This is a genomic window from Streptomyces sp. NPDC088733 (assembly GCF_044751185.1).
GTDB lineage: Bacteria > Actinomycetota > Actinomycetes > Streptomycetales > Streptomycetaceae > Actinacidiphila.
Window position 1 is genome coordinate 156,426 of sequence record NZ_JBIVLH010000004.1, and the last position, 17,695, is coordinate 174,120.

Below are 17,695 nucleotides of genomic sequence, written 5' to 3' on the forward strand. Positions count from 1 at the left end.
GAGCCGCCATGTCCGAGGGACCACAGGGCAATCCGTACGGCAATCCCTGGAACGACCCGCGCAACACGCCGCACAGCAATCCGTACGGGTTCGTGATCCCGCCCATGCCGTCGGCCCCGCCGCCCGCACCGCCCGTACCGCCGGACGGCCTCCGTGCCGTGGCGGTGGCCCTGCTCAACCTCAGCGGCCTCGGTCTCGGTTACGCCCTGATGCGGCGCTGGGGCCTGATGGTCGCGTGCTGGCTCGTCACCGGCGTCCTGCTCCTCGTGGCACTCCCGGCCGACCCCGACGGCGTGTCCTCGGGGGTGGTCGTCGGCTACCTGGTCGTCCTCGCGCTGGCCGCGGTCCACGGCGCCGTCGCCGGACTGCGGACCCGGCTGGCGTGGCCCACGGGGGCTCCCCTGGCCATCGCGCTCGGTCTGGTGCTGCTGGCCGTGCCCGCCGGAGGCGTCGTGCTGTACGACATGGCGCGCGACGAGGCCACCGAGCAGATGCTCCTGGACCGGCTCGACCAGGCCGACCGGCTCGTCCGCGCCGGAGAGGGCCGGCCGTTCACGGCCGCGGAGAACGGCTACCGGCAGGCCCTGCGCGCCTACCGCGACCTGCGGGCCGACCACCCGGACTCCCGGGCCGCCGGCAAGGTGCCCGACCGGCTGAAGACGTACTACGGCACGGTCGGCGCCGCCTACGCGCAGAAGGACTACTGCGGCGCGATCCCGGAGCTGACCTATCTGCGGACGGTCCCGGCCACCATCGGCAAGAAGGAACTGGGCAGCCTGGCCGAGTGGCCCGACGACCGGCTGGCCACCTCGCTCTACGAGTGCGCGTCGCAGGGTCTGGCCACGAACGCCACTGGCTGGCCCGGGCTCTTCGGCGACCTCCTCAACGACTTCCCCGACTCGGCGCAGGCGGCGAAGGTCGCGCCGGCGATCGGCTCGGCCGTCGACAAGGCCGCCAACGCCGTGCGGGGCTCCGACCCCTGCGCGGCCGTCGAGCGGTTGCGCACCCTCGGCACCCAGGTGGGGGGCGTGCGGAGCGGGCGGGCGGACACGTCGGAAGCCATCGCCCAGCAGGCCGGCCGGGCCGACAACAGCGCCGACGCCGGCGTCTACGCCTGCGGCGTCGACCAGTACAAGGACGGCGACTTCGACGAGGCGGCGCAGACGATGAACAAGTTCGTCGCCGACAACAGGTCGGACAAGCGCCGGGCGCTGGCCGGCAAGTACGCCATAGCCGCCGAGGTCGCGAGCGAAGTGCCCGCGGCCGGCAAGCACCTGCCGACGCTGGCTTCCGGCGGAAGCATCTCCGTCACGATCAAGAACGACAGCCCGCACGCCGTGACGGTCTACTACACCGGGCCGGTGACCGGGAGCCTCACCCTGGGCGCCTGCGGCAGCTGCACCACGTACTCCCTCCTGGAGCCCAGTCTCATCGGGTTCAAGCCCTGCCAGAACAGCGCCCGGCACTACCCGCAGCGGACCGTCCGGCTCCCCGTCGGCACCACGTACTTCCTGCACAAGTCCAACGCGGGCGCCGGCACGACCCCCGCGTCCGACACCGTCAAGCTCAGGTCCGGCTACATCTACACGGAGTGCGCCTACACGACCAAGGCCTTCGGCTTCTGACGGAGCCTCACCTCACGGAGAGGCGGGGAAGCCGTGCCGGTAGGCGATGGCCGCGGCTTCGGTGCGGCCGGAGGCACCGAGCTTGGCGAGGATGCTGGAGACGTGGGTGCTCGTGGTCTTCTGCGAGATGAACAGCTCCTCCGCGATGCGGCGGTTGCTGTATCCGCGGGCCACCAGCCCCAGGACCTCGGACTCCCGCGGGGTGAGTCCGAAGGCGGACAGTCCGCCGCCCGCGTCGGCAGCCTCCTCCCGCTCCGGCGCGCCGGCCGGGGGCGTCCCGCCGTCCTCGCCGGTCAACTGCCCGATGTCGGACAGGAGCAGGCCCGCGCCGAGCCGGGTGGCGATCGCGTGCGCGCGGGCCAGCCGGTCGCGCGCCTCGGCGTCCCGCCGCCGGTCGGCGAGCAGGGCGCGCCCCTCCCCGAGAAGTGCCCAGGCCGACTCGTGGACGCGCTCGGTGCGCGCGAAGGCGGCGACCGCGGCGGACCAGGGAGCCGGATCGTCGTCCCCCTCCGCATGGCACAACTCGGCCCGCAGCAACCGCGCGTAGGCGGCCGAGACCGGCAGGACGGCCTCCTGGCGGGCGGCGGCGCGGTGCAGGACGTCGAGCACTTCACGGGACGCACCACCGGGCGCGGACCGGCGCGCCGCGCCCTCGACGGCCGCCGCGGTGCAGAGCAGAGGCAGCGACCACCGGACCGGGCCGACGGTCAGTCCGGCGTCGTCGGCGCGCAGCAACTCCGCGCGGGCCTCCGCGAGACGGCCCTGCCGCGCCGCGATCTCCATCGTGCAATGGCTGAGCGCGACCAGCAGCTGCGCCTGGAGCTTCTCCGTGCCGCGCAGTTCCTCGGCGAGTGCCAGTTGCGCCGCGGCGGCGTCCACCTCCCCGCGGAGCAGCAGGTGGACCGCGCGGCGGGCCTCGAACGTCCAGCGCGGCAGACGGGCGCGGGCCAGGGCCGCCGCCTCGTCGAGTGCCGCCCCGGCCTCGTCCCAGCGGCCCAGGGAGAAGAGGCTGAACGACCGGTTGGAGTGGACCCAGGCCTCGCGGTCGGTCAGACCGAGCGACCGGCACAGGGCGATGCCGTGGTCGGCCGCCTCAAGTGCCTCCTTCGACCGGCCGACCCCCTCCAGGATCGACGGCAGGTTCTGGTTGACCCGGCCGGCGAGGGTGAGTTCGCCGAGTTCCTCGGCCCGCCGCCGGACCGCGTACAGCTCGTCGACGACGCTGCCGTCGGTGTCGGTGTCGGCGTCCAGCAGGCAGCGGGTGAGGCGGGCGTGCAGGGCCAGTTCCTCGGCGCCCGCGCGGGTCGCGTACTCCACGGCCTGCTCGGCGTCGGCCCGGCTGGCGGGCCCGGGGCGGTGCATCGCCCCCCAGTTGGCGAGGCGCACCAGCACCTCGGCCCCGACGACCGACGGCGGCAGCGCCGCGACCGCCTTCCGCGCGGTCTGCACCTCGTGCCAGCCGTCCCCGCGGCTGAGCCCTTCCACCAGACGCGAACGCTGCGTCCAGAACCACGCGAGGTACAGGGGGTGGTCCGCCTCCACCTCCGCGAGGTCGGCCAGCGCGGTGTCGACCAGGTGCAGCGCCTTCTCGAAGTCGCCGCTGTGCATGGCCGCGACGGTCGCGGTGGCGAGCAGGTGCTGATGGCACGGCCCCGGCTCCTCGCCCGGCGCCCCGTTCGGGTACGTCTCCGGGAACCGCAGCGCGGGCAGGTGCACGCGGTCCTCGTCCGGCACCCGGTCCCACAGGTGCAGGGCGCGCTCGAGCAGCAGCAACTGGTCCGCGTAGGCGCACCGGTTCCGTGCCTCCTCGGCCGCCGCGACACTCATGTGCAGCGCCTTCACCGTGTCCTCGGCCGCGTACCAGTGCTGGGCGAGGCGCCCGGTCAGTTCCTCGGCCCGCACCAGTGACGGGTCCGCCTCCAGCACCTCCCCGTACCGGCGGTTGATCAGGGCCTGCTCGCCGGGCAGCAGTGCCGCGCCGACGGCCTCGCGCACCAGCGAGTGCCGGAACCGGTAGTCCGTGCCGTTCGGTTCCGGAACGAGGATCTGCGCCAGCACCGCCGCGCGCAGCGCGTCGATCAGCGCGTCCTCGGGCAGCCCCGCCACGGCCTTCAGCAGCGGGTACCCGATCACGGCGCCGCCCTGGGCGGCCGTGCGCACGATCCGCTGGCTCTCCTCCGGCAGCGCTTCCAGCCGGGTCAGCAGGACGTCCCGCAGGTCGTCCAGACCCGTGCCGACGCGGTCGCGGTGAGCACGGGCGAGTTCCTCGACGAAGAAAGCGTTGCCGTCGGAACGGGCGAAGATGTCGTCCACGACACCGGGGTCCGGCGGCGCACCGAGGATGCCGGTGAGCTGCCCGGTGACCTCACTCCGGGTGAACCGGGACAGGCCGACGCGGCGCACCGACCGGAGCCGGTCCAGCTCCCCCAGGAGCGGGCGCAGCGGGTGCCCGCTGCACACGTCGTCGGACCGGTAGGTCCCCACGATCAGGAGCCTGCCGGTGCGCCGGGTGCGGAGGAGGAAGCCCAGCAGATCGCGGGTGGACGCGTCGGCCCAGTGCAGGTCCTCGATGACCAGCACCACCGGCCGGTCCGACGCCAGGCCCTCCAGGATGCGGGTGATCAGGGCGAACAGCCGTGTCACGTCGCCGTCCCGGTGCACGGCGGGCACCGGCACCGGATGGCCGAGGTCCGGCAGGACCCGCGCCAGCAGGGCTTCGTGGCCCGCGCTCGCCCTGCGCACCTCGTCGGGGAACCGCTGCCACAGGGTCCGCAGAATCTCCGAGAACGGCGCGAAGGGGAAGCCGTCGCCGCCGACCTCGATGCATCCGCCGACCGCCACGGCGGCCGCGCCGGGCCCGAGGGCCCGCAGCAGCTCCTCGACGAGCCGCGTCTTGCCCACCCCTGCCTCTCCGCGGACGAGCACGGCCTGGGCGTCACCGCTCTCCGCCGCACGGGCGGCCTCCACCAGTCCGGCCAGCTCGGCCTCCCGGCCCACGAAGAGGGGGCTGACGGGGGTACGTGCTGTGGTGGGGTTCATCCGGTCCATGCGGGGGTGGTGGTCGTGCCGTGCGCGCGGCAGCCGCGCGGGGCGGGAGGGGTGCTCGTGCTGCCGCTCTCACGATACCAATGGCCCGGCGGGGCTCCGGTCGCCTCCGCGCGCGGCAACGGGGCAGCCGCCGCCCCCGCCGTACGGGCGTGAGCAGCAGGGACGCCGGCTCCGCGGCGACATCCGCACGCCGGAGTGGCGCACCGTGGACATGGCGGGATCCGGACCGCGAAACTGACACGCCGTCGTCTCGCGTGCCAGGCGCGTGGCAACCGCTTCACCCGGCGACTCGTCCTGAGGGACGGGGCCGCCGCTGCCGAACGCGGCACGGGCGGAGGAAGGTACGACGGCGAAGGTGAAGGCTGTGACGCTCCAGCGGGCGGGACGACGGACTCCAGGACAACAGACTCCGGGACAACGGGGCCCGGGACAACGGGGCCCGGGACGGGGGCGCGTGGTCGCCGCGCTCGCGGTGCCGGCGGCCGGCCTGCTGCTCTTCCCCCGGGCCGTGCCCAACTCCGTGGGGCACCTGGGCAGTCTGCTGGAGACCTTCCTGCCGTGGCTCGGGCTGGGCATCGTGGTGCTGCTCGGCATGGCCCTGCTGCGCCGTTCGGCCCTCGCGCTGGTGGCCCTGCTGCTGCCGGTGGCCTCCTGGACGTACCTGTTCGGCGGGCTGCTCCTGCCCGGGGCGGAGCCCGGCGCCGACGACCTGCTCGTGGTGCAGCACAACGTCAGCGACGAGAACGCCGACCCGGCGGGCACGGCCAGGGCCCTGGCCGCCGCCGGGCCCGATCTCGTGGCGCTGGAGGAGCTGACGCCCCCGGCGCTCCCGGCGTACGAGAGCGCGCTCGCCGCCGGGTACCCGCACCACGCCGTCGTGGGCACTGTCGGGCTCTGGTCGAAGCATCCGCTCACCGGGACCCGGGCGCTCGACATAAGGCCCCGGGGGATCCCGGAGGACTGGAACCGGGGCCTGCGGACGGTGGTGGCCACCCCGCACGGCCGGGTCGCGGTGTTCGTGGCCCACCTGCCCTCGGTCCGTGTCGGCGCGGGCGGCCTCGCGTCCTCGTGGCGCGACGAGAGCGCGCGCCTGCTGGGCCGGGCCGTCGCCGCCGAGGACGTGCTGCCGCTCGTCCTGCTCGGCGACCTCAACGGCACCGTGGACGACCGCGGGCTGGCCCCGCTGACGACGCGGCTGAACGTCGCGGAACGGGGCTTCGCCTTCAGCTATCCCGCCGCGTTCCCGGTCGCCCGGATCGACCAGGTCATGGCCCGCTCCGGAACCGTCGGCCGGATCCGCACCCTGCCCGCCACCGGCAGCGACCACCTCCCGGTCGTCGCCCGCGTCGCACTGGCTCCGCCCGGCAGGGGCTGAGCGAGCGGCGGACGGTGTCAGCGCTCCGGGCCGGCCGTCCCGCGGGGGCGGGCGGCGCGCGCCTGACGGCGGCGGGGCGTGTCGAGGGGCACGGCCTTCTCGATGGGGTCCGCCGCGCGCGACCGGACGAGGAGCATGTCGTCCGAGGTCAGCTCCCTGCCGTCGGGCGCGGTGAGCGTCAGGGGCTGCGGCGGCTGACCGGTGCGGGCGTCGACGACGCGGTTCATCGGCTCGTCGTCGTCGAACAGGTGCTTCTGCCCCCACTGCCGCAGGGCCGCCAGAACGGTGTGGAAGTCCTTGCCCTTCTCGGTGAGCACGTACTCGTGGGAGTTGCCGGGCCCCGTCTCGCGGATCTCGAAGATGCCCACCGACACCAGCTTCTGCAGCCTGGCGGTCAGCACATTGGTGGCCAGCCCGATGTTCCTGCTGAAGTCCGTGAACCGTGTGACACCGTGCATGGCGTCCCGGAGGATCTGCAGCGTCCAGGTGTCACCGACCTCGAACAGCGACCGGTCGATGGGACAGGCCGAATCCCCCAGCTCTCGACGCTTCACCGGTGACTCCCCTCACGACGTGCTTGCGATTGTAGAGCAGGGGGTGTCCCGCCCGTCCCGGCAGGACACCCCGCCGCCTCACTCCGCCCGCAGGTGCGTGCGGAAGAACCGCGCCGCCGCGGCGGTGCTCGCCTCGAAGCCGCTGCCGGTGTAGGGGGCGAAGTGGCCGCCGGGCAGGAGGACCAGCTCCTTGGGCTCCAGCGCGCGCTCGTAGGCGCTCAGCGCCAGATCGGTGGGGGCGACGGCGTCGTGGGTGGCGACCACCATCATCAGCGGGGTCGGCGAGATCTGGTCGATCCAGTGACCGGGGTCGTAGGACCTGGAGCGCCGGTTGGACTGGAGCGTGACCTTGTTCTCCCAGACGCCCTCCGGCATGCCGTGCTCCAGATAGAAGCGGATGGCGTCCGCGTTGCGGTAGGACGCGGTCACCGCCGGGTCGTCGCTCACGAAGGGCCTGGTGGCCGGTGCCTCGCCGCGGGCCTGCGCCAGCTCGTCCGCGGCGAACTCCGCCTCCAGCGGGCCGACCATGTGCGGGGGCACGCGCCGCCGGCTGCTCTGCGACCCGCTGACGGTGGGCACCTGCGCGTAGACGGCCTTGAGGCGCCGGTCGGTGGCTCCGAGCACCAGGGCGTGTCCGCCCGCGTAGCTGGTGCCCCACACTCCTATGCGGTCGGCGTCGACCACGTCGAGGGTCTGCAGATGCGCGACGACCCGCCGCCAGTCCTCGATCTGCCGGTACGGATCGATGTCCTGGCGCGGCTCGCCACCGCTCTCACCGAAGCCGCGGTGGTCGTGGAGCGAGACGACGAACCCCGCTTCCGCGAGCGCGCGGGCGATCGGCTCGATCCCGTGGTACTTCGTACCCCCGAAGCCGTGCGCCATCGTGACGGCCGGATGCGGCCCGGGTTCCTCCGGCACGAACAGCCAGGCGCCGAGCACCGTCCCGTCGGGGAGGTGGATGAGCTCTTCCGTGCGCTCGACCATGCCGAGCCTCCTTTGCGCGTAACGCGATCGCCATGCGGCAGATGCCGGATTTCTCACTTGCAAAGAGCAAGTGGCGATGTCAAGGTAGACATGCCACTTGCGAAAAGCAAGCACATGGAACAGAGGAGATGTGGACCGATGAGCTGGACCTACTCGACGATCACCGCGGAACCGCGCAACGGCGTCCTCTGGGCGACGATCGGCAATCCCCCGATCAACCTGATCGACGAACGGTTCGTCGCGGACCTGATCTCGCTGCTCGACGACACCGACAAGGACGGCGACGTACGGGTCGTCGTCTTCCGGAGCGGTGACCCCGACTTCTTCATCCCGCACGTCGACCTCAAGCGCATCGCCGAGTACACGGCGGCGACGGCGACCTCCGGCGGCCCCGACGACATCAGCCTCGGAGCGCTGTACCGGCGGCTCAGCGAGGCGCGGCCCGTCACGATCGGAGTCCTCGAAGGCCGGGCACGGGGGGCCGGCGCCGAATTCCTCTACGCGTGCGACATGCGCTTCGCCTCACTGGAGCGTGCGGTGATCGGACAGCCCGAGGTCGGCGTGGGCACCTTCCCCGGCGCGGGCGCCGTCCAGCACCTCGTGCGGCTCGCGGGCCGGGGCCATGCCATGCAGATCATCCTCGGGTCCGAGGACATCGACGGGCGCGAGGCCGAACGCATCGGCGTGGTCAACAAGGCTTTGACGGACGCCGACTTGGTCCCCTACGTCGAGCGCCTCGCCGAGCGCGTCGCGTCGTTCCCCGCACCGGCCGTGCGGATCGCCAAGCGCCGGATCAACGCGGCGGGGCTCGCGCCGAAGGAGGACGTCCACGTCGACGCCGGCTTCTTCCAGACCCTGGCCCGCGACCCGGCGAGCGGGGCCCGCGTCGCGGCTCTCTTCGAGCGCGGACTGCAGGAGCGGTCCCGCACCGAACTCGAACTCGGCACGGCCCTCGGGGAACTCTGACCCCGGGGGAAGCCGGCCCAAGGCGTCCGTCGACCGCTACGACCGCCGCCCCTCGACGCACCGCGCGACATCCGCCCGATCCAGGGCAGTCCGGCTGCGCACGCGCTTCACCGACGGCAACGGGGCGCCGCCGGACCGGCTACTTCCGCGGTTCCTCCGCGCTCGGGCCCGGCGCGTTCGCCACCGCGTCGAGGGCTGCGTGCAGATACGGGACCAGCCGTTCCACGTCCGGGCTGTTGAGCGCGGTGTGGCCCAGGACAAGCCGGCTGAGCAGCACGCCCGAGCAGATGGCGATCAGCACGGCGGCGCGCCCGGTGGCGTCGTCGTCGCCGGGCAGTGCCGCGGCCAGTCGGCGCTGGTAGTTGCGTTCGATGCTCTCCCGCATGATGGCCGACGCCCGGGTGTTGGAGGCGGACCGCAGGGTGAGCAGCAGGCCGTCGGACGCGGCCTTGTCCATGCCGCTCAGCAGCGCCCGGGCCGCCTCCGCGTTGTGCTCCGGCGTCATCATCAGGGACTTCTCGTAAGCCAGGTCCACGACCTCGGCGAACAGGCCCTCCTTCGAGCCGAAGTAGCGGCTGATCAACCGCGTGTCCACGTCGGCCGCGCGGGCGATCTCGCGCACGCCCGCGCCGTCGTAGCCGCGCTCGGTGAACACCTCGCGGGCGGCGCTGAGGATCGCCGCCCGGGTCGCCGCGGCGTCCCTGCGGCGGGCGGCGGCGGGGGGCTGGTCGTCCAAGGTCATGGTGACCAGATTACGAGGTCGCCGGCCTCCTCGCGGGACCCGCGCTTCACATGTCCACGACTGTGGACTTATGATGTCCACAGTCGTGGACATACCTGTCCGCGGCACGTCCCGACACGAACGACGAAGGTTGCGCATGTCCATTCCCCAGCGCCCCCTCGGCTCCGGCGGCCTGACCGTCGGCGCCGTCGGATACGGAGCCATGAGCTTCGGCCGCCCCTACGGGCAGAGCGAGGAGCACACCACCGGCGGCACCGCGGACGCCCTGATCGGCCGCGCCGCCGAACTCGGCGTCACCCTCATCGACACCGCCGACGTCTACGCCGGCAGCGAGGAGATCATCGGCAAGGCCGTCGCCGGCCGCCGCGACCAGGTGACCCTGGCCACCAAGTTCGGCATCGTCCGCCCGCTGACCTCCGACGGACCGCCCGTCATCAACGGCCGCCCCGAGTACGTGCGCGAGCGGCTCGAACGGTCCCTGAGCAGGCTCGGCACCGACCACGTGGACCTGTACTACCAGCACCGCGTCGACCCCTCCGTCCCCATCGAGGAGACCGTCGGCGCCATGGCCGAGCTGGTGGCGGAGGGCAAGGTCCGCCACCTCGGGCTGAGCGAGGCCGCCCCCGACACGATCCGCCGCGCCCACGCCGTGCACCCGATCAGCGCGGTCCAGACCGAGTGGTCCCTGTGGTCGCGCGACATCGAGCACGAGGTCTTCCCGCTCTGCCGCGAGCTGGGCATCGGCGTCGTCCCCTACAGCCCGCTGGGCCGCGGCATGCTCACCGGCCGGATCACCTCACGCGAGGACCTGCCCGCCGACGACTACCGGCGCCGGATGCCCCGCTTCTCCCAGGACGCCTTCGACGCGAACCTCGCGGCCGTCGGGACGGTACGGGAGATCGCCGCGGCGCACGACGCCGCACCCGGCCAGGTCGCCCTCGCGTGGCTGCTCGCCAAGGCACCCGGAGTCGTCCCGATCCCCGGCACCCTGCACGTCTCCCGGCTGGAGGAGAACACCGGCGCGGCCGGGCTCGCGCTCACCGAGGAGGAGATCGCCCGCCTCGACGCGCTCCCGGTCGCCGGTGAACGCGAGAGCGAGCTGGGCCACAACTGGTCCTACGGCGTCACCCCGCCCCTGGGCTGACACGGCCGCACCGCTCGACGGTCCCGGCCGCCGCCCGGCGGCCGGGACCCGGGGCCCGGGGTCAGTGCTCCAGCGCGGGAAGGCCGGCCAGGCCGCTGTCCCCATGATGCGGTCGACGGTGGCGTCCAGGGCGCTGCCGGCGTCGATCACGGCCTCGGCGCCGCCCGGCAGCAGATCGAGCGGCCGGTACCAGGACCGCAGCACCTCCGGCGGGACATCGGCGGCGATCGGCTTGCCGGCGTGCCGGGCGAGCGTCTCCTCGAAGGGAACGTCCAGGTAGAAGCCGTGTGCCGGGCCGCGATGGTCCTCGCGCAGCCGGGCGAGCATCGGGCCGTAGTGGTCGGCGCGGAGGATGCCCTCGACGACGACGTGGTACCCGGCGTCCAGCGCGTAACGGGCCGTCAGGTCGATCAGCCCGATGTTCGCACCGCCGGGCACGTCCCGTTCCCGCAGCACGACCCGGCGGAGGTTGTCCTGCCCGACCAGGGCCAGGCCCCGGCCGAACCGTTCGCGGATGCCGGCCGCCACGCTCGACTTCCCGGAGGCGCTGTTGCCGCGCAGGATCACGAGCCGTGTCTCCTCGGTGCCCACCCTCACGGCGGTCACGCTACCGGCCGGGAAGTCCGGCCTGTCCCTCTTCCCGCGCACCGGCCCGGCGCGCCGACGCGTCCTTCACCGGGCAACTAAAGTGGGCGGATGCCACAGTCCCCACCGCAGCCGCTGACCCCGGACGAGGAGGCGCTCGTCCGGTCCCTCGCGCGGGTCATCTACGCCCTGCCGCGCGCCCTGGACACGGACCTGGTCCGTGAGCAGCGGATGCCCCTCATCGAGTACCTGACCCTGATGCATTTGTCGGAGGCCCCCGGCCGGCAGCTGCGGATGAGCGATCTCGCCGCGATCTGCGAGTTGTCGCTGAGCGGGATGACCCGCGTGGTGCAGCGGCTGGAGAAGCAGGGCATCGTGCAGCGGGTCAGGTCCGAGGAGGACGCCCGCGGCTGGAACGCCGTCCTCACCGACAGCGGTTTCGCCCGCCTGCAGGAGGCCTGGCCGACCAACCTGGCCTCCGTGCGCCGGCACTTCCTCGACCACATGGGCGGCCTGGACATCAGGACGCTCGCCGCCGCTCTGGAGAAGGTCGCCACCTGAGCGGGAGGGAGGCGCCGGCGTTGCCCGCGCCTCTCCCCCGTCGACCCGGGGCCGTCCTCAGCCGGGCGCGTCCGCGACCGCGGCGGCGCCGAGGGGTTCGTGCCACGTGGCCGCGCCGGCCCGCGGCGCCTCCCGCACGGCCCGGTTGGCCGTGGTGAGGACGGCCAGGGCGAGCAGCCACGCACCGCAGCACCAGACCAGTGGCCGGGCGCCCAGCACGGTGATCAGCACACCGCCCGCGAGTGTGCCGAGCGACAGGGCCCCCGTGGTCAGCGTCGCGGTCGCGCTGCTCGTCCGTCCCCGCAACTCGTCCGGGGTGACGATCAGTTGATGGGTCGTCATGGCCACCGTGTACACGGGGGCCACCAGCGACTCGGCGGCCGCGACGACGGCCAGCAGCGCCGGGTGGGGGGCCAGCGCGTACAGCGGGAACATCAGCGCCTCCAGCCACAGCATCACGATGGCGATCCGCCCGAGCGGGAAGCGCCGCGTGACCCGGTCCGCCACCAGTGCCCCCGCCATCGCGCCGACGGCGGCGCCGCCGAAGACGACGCCGATCCACAGTGCCGAGGCGCCCAGTTGCCGGGCAAGGGTGATGATCAGCAGGTACCCGGCGCCGTAACGCACCTTGTCGGCGGCCGACACCAGGGTGAGGAACCGGATGACGGGCCGGTGCCAGAGCCAGCCGATCCCCTCCCGGATCTCGGTGGTGAGCCGGGCCGCGGGCCGCACGTCCTGCCGGTCCTTCTGGAACCGGGCACGCATCAGGCGCAGCGAGGCCGCGGACACCGCGAAGGACACCGCGTTGACGGCGAACGGCACGGTCCGCCCGACGGCGTACAGCGCACCGGCGAGCGGGGCCCCCAGGACGCCGACCGCGCCGGCGGCGGACTGCTGGAGGCCGAGAGCGGCGGTCAGCTGCCGGGGAGCGACGACGTTGGGCAGCGCCGCGGTGCTCGCGACCTGGAAGAGCGTGCTCAGGACCCCGGTGAGCAGGGCCGTCGCGTACAGCTGGGGCATGGTCAGCCGGTCCAGCCACAGCGCGACGGCGACACCGGCCGTGAGCGCGGTCCGGCCGACTTCGCACCCGATCATGGTGGCCCTGCGGTCCCACCGGTCGGCGAGGGCGCCGGCGACCAGTCCGAACGCCAGGAAGGACAGGGTGCCGAGGCCGAGGACGAACCCGGCCTGGGAGGGCGACCCCGTGAGGGTCAGCACGATCAGGGGCAGGGCCATGAAGTGGGCCTGGTCGCCGACGGCGGAGACCAGCTGGCCGCCGAGCAGCAGTGAGAAGTCCCGGTTCCGGAGCAGGCCGGAACCACGAGGGGTTTTCATGATGGTTGCACTCCGTGACAGCTCTAGGACACAAGGGTGGCGTCGAAGCGGGTGTCCGAGCTAGGAGACACGGGGCGTGCTGGCCATGCGCGGACCGTACCGAGGACGCCGACCGGGCCGCAACCGGTTATCCCGCGAAGGCCGGACAGGGGCACGGGCGCGCCCGCCACGTGCACGGAGTCCAAGATCACACCCGCGGGCGCGGATCGCCGCACCGCGCGCGGGGCAGGCATACTCGGGCCCTGCGGGAGCATCGGCATCCGCAGTCAGCGGGAGGTGCGCGATGGTGTCGTCGTCGGGGACGGAGCCACGAAGGGTCACGATCCATGACGTCGCCCGGTCCGCCGGGGTGTCGCGGCAGACCGTGTCGCGGGCGCTGAACGACAAGGACGAGATCGACGGGCTGACCAAGCAGCGCGTGCTCGACGCCGCCCGGGAGCTCGGCTACCGGCCCAGCCGGTTCGCCCGCGGTCTGGTCCGGCAGGACACCACCACCATCGGGCTGGTGATCCCCGACCTGCTCAACCCGTTCTTCACCGAGGTCGCCGCCGCCGCGCTGGAGGCCGCACGCGCCCGCGGCTGGCACGTCGTGGTCTACGACACGGCCGACCGGCCCGAGGAGGAACTCGGCACGCTCCAGGTGATCGGTTCGCAGGTGGACGCCGTCGTCGGCTACTTCAGCGCTTCCGAGGACACCCTGGAGCGGTTCACCCGGGGCGTCCCCGTGGTGCTGATCGGCCGGCCCCACCACTCGGCGCGGTTCACCTCGATCCGGATCGACGGCGAGCAGGGCGTCCACGCGGCGGTCGCGCACCTGGTCGCCAAGGGCCACACGCGGATCGGGATGCTCGACCACGGCGGCCGCGCCGAGCCGAGCATCCGCCGCGACTGGTTCACGGCCGCCGCGCGGGCGTACGGGGTCGACGCCGGCCGGGTGGTGGGGGCCGACCAGTCGGCCGACGGCGGCGGGGCGGCGCTCAGGGCGCTGCTCGCCGCGCATCCGGACGTCACCGCGGTGTTCACCTTCAACGACATCATCGCGATCGGCGCGCTGCGCGAGGCCCGCCGGCTCGGCAGGAGCGTCCCGCGGGATTTCGCCGTGATCGGCTTCGACGGCCTTCAGCTCGGCGCGCTCGTCGAGCCCCCGCTCTCCAGTGTCGCCCTCGACACACGCCGGCTCGGCGCCCTCGCCATCGACCAGGTCGCACGGCTGCTGACCGGCGCCGAACCGCTGGGCGAGGAGGCCCTGGTCGTCCGGGCCGAGCTGCGGCTGGGCGGGTCCGCGTAACCTCCAGGACACATCTGTGACCGAATGTCTTGACACTCGCCCGCGCCGGAGCGCACACTCTCGAACAATTCAGAACGTCCCCGTGAGCGTTCACGTGAACGTTCACGGGAGCGCTCACGAGAACAGAATGCTTGGCTTGCTGATTTCCGCCACGGCGCACGGCAGTTGAACCGGCACCGTTGCGACCTGTCCCTTCCGGCCAGAAGGCATCCCGCCTGAGGTGTCAACGTCGACCCGTCTAGCGTCGTCGCTAGTCGTTCTCTGGTAAGGAAATAATGAGCAACACAGTCACGCGCATCCGCCTCGCGGCCGTCGCCGCCGTCGCCGCCACGGCCAGTGTCGCCGTACTCGCCGGGTGTTCCTCGTCGCCCGACCCCAAGGCCGATGCCGCCGCCGCCGGCTCCTGCGAGCCGGCGAAGGGCAAGGTGACCCTCCAGTACTGGAACACCGTTCCGGGCATGGACCAGGTCGTCGCCCTGTGGAACAAGAAGAACCCGGACATCCAGGTGGAGATGAAGAACATCTCCAACGACCAGTACGGCACCATCGGCAACGCCCTCAAGGCGGGCAAGGCGCCGGAGCTGGCCCAGGTCGGCTACGACGAACTGCCCTTCCTGCGCACCCAGAACGCCTTCGTCGACGTCTCCGCCTGCAAGGACGCCACGGCGGCCAAGTCGAAGTTCGTCCCGTGGACCTGGTCGCAGACCAGCTTCGGCGACACCGGTGTGTTCGCCTTCCCGCAGGACACCGGCCCGATGGCCCTCTACGTGCGCAGCGACATCTTCAAGCAGCACAACATCGCGATACCGAAGACCTGGGACGAGTACGCCGCGGACGCCGAGAAGCTGCACAAGGCGGACCCCAACCTCAGCATGACGTTCTTCGACCCGAACAACGCCGAGTGGTTCAACGGGCTCCTCTGGCAGAACAACGCCGAGATGTACTCGTACGCCGGCGACAAGTGGCACGTCACCGTCGCGTCCGACCAGAGCAAGCAGGTCGCCGACTACTGGCAGAAGCTGATCGACGAAAAGGTGGTACGCACCGACCTCGCGCACGGCTCGACGCAGATGTACGCCGCGTACCAGAAGAACCAGATCGCCACCTACGTGGGCGCCGCCTGGGGCTACAGCATGTTCCGCGACAACCTGCCCAAGCAGGCCGGCAAGTGGTCGATCGTCCCGATGCCCACCTGGGGCACGAGCGCCGCGTCCGGCGACTGGGGCGGCTCCACCGTCGCGTTCATGAAGGGCAACACGCACCTGTACGAGTCGGTCAAGTTCAACGACTGGCTGAACTCGGACCCCGAGGCCCTCGCGATGGAGAACAAGCTGGGCGGCCTCTACCCGGCGGCCACCGCCGGCGCGCAGCTCCCCGCGCTCTCGGAGGGCGTCCCGTACTACAACAACGAGAAGATCTTCGAGGTCTTCGCCGAGTCGTCCAAGAACATCGACACCAAGTTCTCCTGGGGTCCCACCCAGAAGACGGTGAACCTGGCGCTCCAGGACACGCTCGCCAAGGCCGCGGCCGGTGACGGCAAGCTCACCGACGCGCTCGACGCGGCCCAGGCCGCCGCGCTGAAGTCGATGAAGGACCAGGCGATCCCGGCTGCCGCGGGCAAGTGACCGCGGATGACTGACATCGCAACCCGCGCGACGCGCGTGGTGGCGGCCGGAAGGGGCCGCCGTCGTCTCAACGGCGGCGGCCCCCGGGCGGGCACCATCATCGCGTTCCTCACCCCGTTCTTCCTCCCGTTCGTGCTGTTCTACCTGGTGCCGGTCGGCTACGCCGTGTGGCAGAGCTTCCAGGTCGTGCGCCGCACCGGGGGCCAGTACGGCACGTCGTACACGACCTTCGGCGGCTTCGAGCAGTACGTGCAGGTCTTCCAGAACGCGGAGTTCTGGAGCAGCATCGGGCGCATCGGCCTGTTCGGCGTCGTGCAGGTGCCGGTCATGCTGTTCGTGGCCCTGATCATGGCGCTGCTGCTCGACACCCCGCTGCTGAAGCTCAAGGCGTTCTTCCGCATCACGGCGTTCATGCCGTACGCGGTGCCCGGCGTCATCGCCGCGATCATGTGGTCGTACCTGTACTCCCCGCAGCTCAGCCCGCTCGTGGACGCCCTCAAGGGCATCGGCCTCCAGCCCGACTTCCTCGGCCCGGGCGCCGTGCTGTGGTCGGCGGCGAACGTCTCCACGTGGCTGTGGACCGGCTACAACATGCTGATCATGTACTCGGCGCTGCAGGCGATCCCGCAGGAGCTGTACGAGGCCGCCAAGCTCGACGGTGCGAGCAACTGGGCCATCGCCTGGAAGATCAAGGTCCCGATCATCGCCCCGTCGATCATCCTGACCACGGTGTTCTCGATCATCGGCACGCTCCAGCTCTACGCCGAGCCGGCCGTGCTGCGCCAGATCTCCTCGAACATCTCGAGCACGTACACGCCGAACATGCTCGCCTACGCGGTGGCCTCCGGGAACAACTACCAGCAGGCTGCGGCGATCTCCGTGGTCATCGCCGTCATCACCTTCGTCTTGAGCTTCGGGTTCATGCGACTCACCTCGAGGAAGGCGGGACTGTGAGCAACCAGACCCTGACCCGCGAAAGCCGCGTCAGCCGGACCGCCGTCATGGCGCTGATGCTCCTGCTGGCGATCTACTTCCTGCTGCCGATCTACTTCCTGATCGTCGCGGCGACCAAGCCGCAGGGCGACCTCGCCTCCACCAACGGCCTGGTGTTCTCGCACTTCGACCTCTTCAGCAACCTCAAGCTGCTGTTCACCCGCAGCGACGGCATCTTCGGGCGCTGGGCGCTGAACAGCGTCATCTACGCGGTGCTGGGCGCGGCCGTCGGGACCCTGATCTCCGCGCTGTGCGGCTACGCGCTCGCCAAGTTCAGGTTCCGGGGCCGGGAGTTCCTGTTCTCCGTCATCCTCGGCGGCGTCCTGGTCCCCACCACCGCTCTCGCGCTCCCGCTGTTCCTGCTGTTCTCGGCGACCGGCCTCGTCAACACCTACCTCGCGGTGTTCCTGCCCAGCATCGTCAGCCCGTTCGGTGTCTACCTGGCCCGCATCTTCACCGCCGCCGCCGTCCCCGAGGAGATCCTGGAGTCGGCGCGCCTGGACGGCGCGGGCGAGTTCCGCACGTTCTTCTCGGTGTCGATCAGGCTCATGGCGCCGTCGCTGGTGACCATCTTCCTGTTCCAGTTCGTCGCGATCTGGAACAACTTCTTCCTGCCGATGGTGATGCTGCAGAAGGAGTCGCTCTTCCCGATCACCCTCGGCCTGTACGAGTGGAACGGCCAGACGGCCCGCGCCCCCCTGCTCCAGGAATCCGTGATCACCGGTGCGCTGGTCTCGATCGTCCCGGTGATCATCGTGTTCATCCTCCTCCAGAGGTTCTGGCGCACCGGGCTCGCCTCCGGCTCCCTGAAGTAGTTCCGCGGCACCGCTCCCCCGCCCCCGGCTCTCCCGCCACCCGCAACAGAAGGTC

General features: G+C 72.0%; 14 protein-coding genes and 1 pseudogene. 9 read left to right on the forward strand and 6 right to left on the reverse strand.

Translation table 11 applies throughout. From position 1 onward, the window contains the following. Nucleotides 1–8 precede the first annotated feature (8 nt). Entirely contained in the window at nt 9–1,625 is a 1,617-nt protein-coding gene (locus ACIP64_RS09580) for a hypothetical protein (protein WP_401583424.1), read from the forward strand. Between the two features lie 12 nt (nt 1,626–1,637). On the opposite strand, the gene ACIP64_RS09585 is transcribed toward ACIP64_RS09580, so the two are convergent. Beyond that, nucleotides 1,638–4,664, reverse strand: a complete 3,027-nt coding sequence (locus ACIP64_RS09585; RefSeq protein ID WP_401583425.1) for a helix-turn-helix transcriptional regulator — start codon at nt 4,662–4,664, stop codon at nt 1,638–1,640. A gap of 463 nt (nt 4,665–5,127) precedes the next feature. Here ACIP64_RS09585 and ACIP64_RS09590 point away from each other — a divergent pair, with 463 nt between their 5' ends. Then, entirely contained in the window at nt 5,128–6,048 is a 921-nt protein-coding gene (locus ACIP64_RS09590; protein WP_401583427.1) for an endonuclease/exonuclease/phosphatase family protein, read from the forward strand. Nucleotides 6,049–6,065: 17 nt separating this feature from the next. Here the strand turns inward: ACIP64_RS09590 and ACIP64_RS09595 are convergent, their stop codons facing one another. Together ACIP64_RS09595 and ACIP64_RS09600 are read right to left on the reverse strand one after the other, a co-directional pair. Continuing rightward, the gene (locus ACIP64_RS09595) at nt 6,066–6,602 is read right to left on the reverse strand and encodes a winged helix-turn-helix transcriptional regulator (protein WP_401583428.1); all 537 of its coding nucleotides are present in this window, start codon (nt 6,600–6,602) and stop codon (nt 6,066–6,068) included. A 78-nt stretch (nt 6,603–6,680) separates the two neighbouring features. Then, nucleotides 6,681–7,586: an alpha/beta hydrolase gene (locus ACIP64_RS09600; protein ID WP_401583430.1), complete on the reverse strand. Its 906-nt coding sequence runs from the start codon at nt 7,584–7,586 to the stop codon at nt 6,681–6,683. A 138-nt stretch (nt 7,587–7,724) separates the two neighbouring features. Here ACIP64_RS09600 and ACIP64_RS09605 point away from each other — a divergent pair, with 138 nt between their 5' ends. Next, nucleotides 7,725–8,552 (forward strand): enoyl-CoA hydratase/isomerase family protein, encoded by an 828-nt coding sequence (locus ACIP64_RS09605; RefSeq protein ID WP_401583431.1) that lies wholly within the window; start codon nt 7,725–7,727, stop codon nt 8,550–8,552. A gap of 139 nt (nt 8,553–8,691) precedes the next feature. Here ACIP64_RS09605 and ACIP64_RS09610 read toward each other — a convergent pair whose 3' ends face one another. Continuing rightward, on the reverse strand, nt 8,692–9,294 hold the full coding sequence (locus ACIP64_RS09610) for a TetR family transcriptional regulator (protein WP_401583432.1): 603 nt from the start codon (nt 9,292–9,294) through the stop codon (nt 8,692–8,694). Between the two features lie 136 nt (nt 9,295–9,430). On the opposite strand from ACIP64_RS09610, the gene ACIP64_RS09615 reads away from it, so the two are divergent. After that, nucleotides 9,431–10,438, forward strand: coding sequence for an aldo/keto reductase (locus ACIP64_RS09615; protein ID WP_401583434.1), 1,008 nt, complete (start codon nt 9,431–9,433; stop codon nt 10,436–10,438). Between the two features lie 61 nt (nt 10,439–10,499). Here ACIP64_RS09615 and ACIP64_RS09620 read toward each other — a convergent pair. Further along, nucleotides 10,500–11,044 (reverse strand): annotated as a pseudogene (locus ACIP64_RS09620) (kinase). 90 nt (nt 11,045–11,134) lie between these two features. Between ACIP64_RS09620 and ACIP64_RS09625 the strand changes: the two are divergent. Further along, nucleotides 11,135–11,584, forward strand: a complete 450-nt coding sequence (locus ACIP64_RS09625; RefSeq protein WP_401583436.1) for a MarR family winged helix-turn-helix transcriptional regulator — start codon at nt 11,135–11,137, stop codon at nt 11,582–11,584. 57 nt (nt 11,585–11,641) lie between these two features. On the opposite strand, the gene ACIP64_RS09630 is transcribed toward ACIP64_RS09625, so the two are convergent. Beyond that, entirely contained in the window at nt 11,642–12,919 is a 1,278-nt protein-coding gene (locus ACIP64_RS09630; RefSeq protein WP_401583438.1) for an MFS transporter, read from the reverse strand. A gap of 283 nt (nt 12,920–13,202) precedes the next feature. On the opposite strand from ACIP64_RS09630, the gene ACIP64_RS09635 reads away from it, so the two are divergent. The 4 genes from ACIP64_RS09635 (at nt 13,203) to ACIP64_RS09650 (ending at nt 17,640) form a co-directional block, all read left to right on the forward strand. Beyond that, entirely contained in the window at nt 13,203–14,207 is a 1,005-nt protein-coding gene (locus ACIP64_RS09635) for a LacI family DNA-binding transcriptional regulator (protein WP_401583440.1), read from the forward strand. 275 nt (nt 14,208–14,482) lie between these two features. Continuing rightward, nucleotides 14,483–15,832: an ABC transporter substrate-binding protein gene (locus ACIP64_RS09640; protein ID WP_401583442.1), complete on the forward strand. Its 1,350-nt coding sequence runs from the start codon at nt 14,483–14,485 to the stop codon at nt 15,830–15,832. A 6-nt stretch (nt 15,833–15,838) separates the two neighbouring features. Then, on the forward strand, nt 15,839–16,786 hold the full coding sequence (locus ACIP64_RS09645) for a carbohydrate ABC transporter permease (protein ID WP_401583444.1): 948 nt from the start codon (nt 15,839–15,841) through the stop codon (nt 16,784–16,786). Between the two features lie 47 nt (nt 16,787–16,833). Beyond that, the gene (locus ACIP64_RS09650) at nt 16,834–17,640 is read left to right on the forward strand and encodes a carbohydrate ABC transporter permease (protein ID WP_401583813.1); all 807 of its coding nucleotides are present in this window, start codon (nt 16,834–16,836) and stop codon (nt 17,638–17,640) included. Nucleotides 17,641–17,695 lie beyond the last annotated feature (55 nt).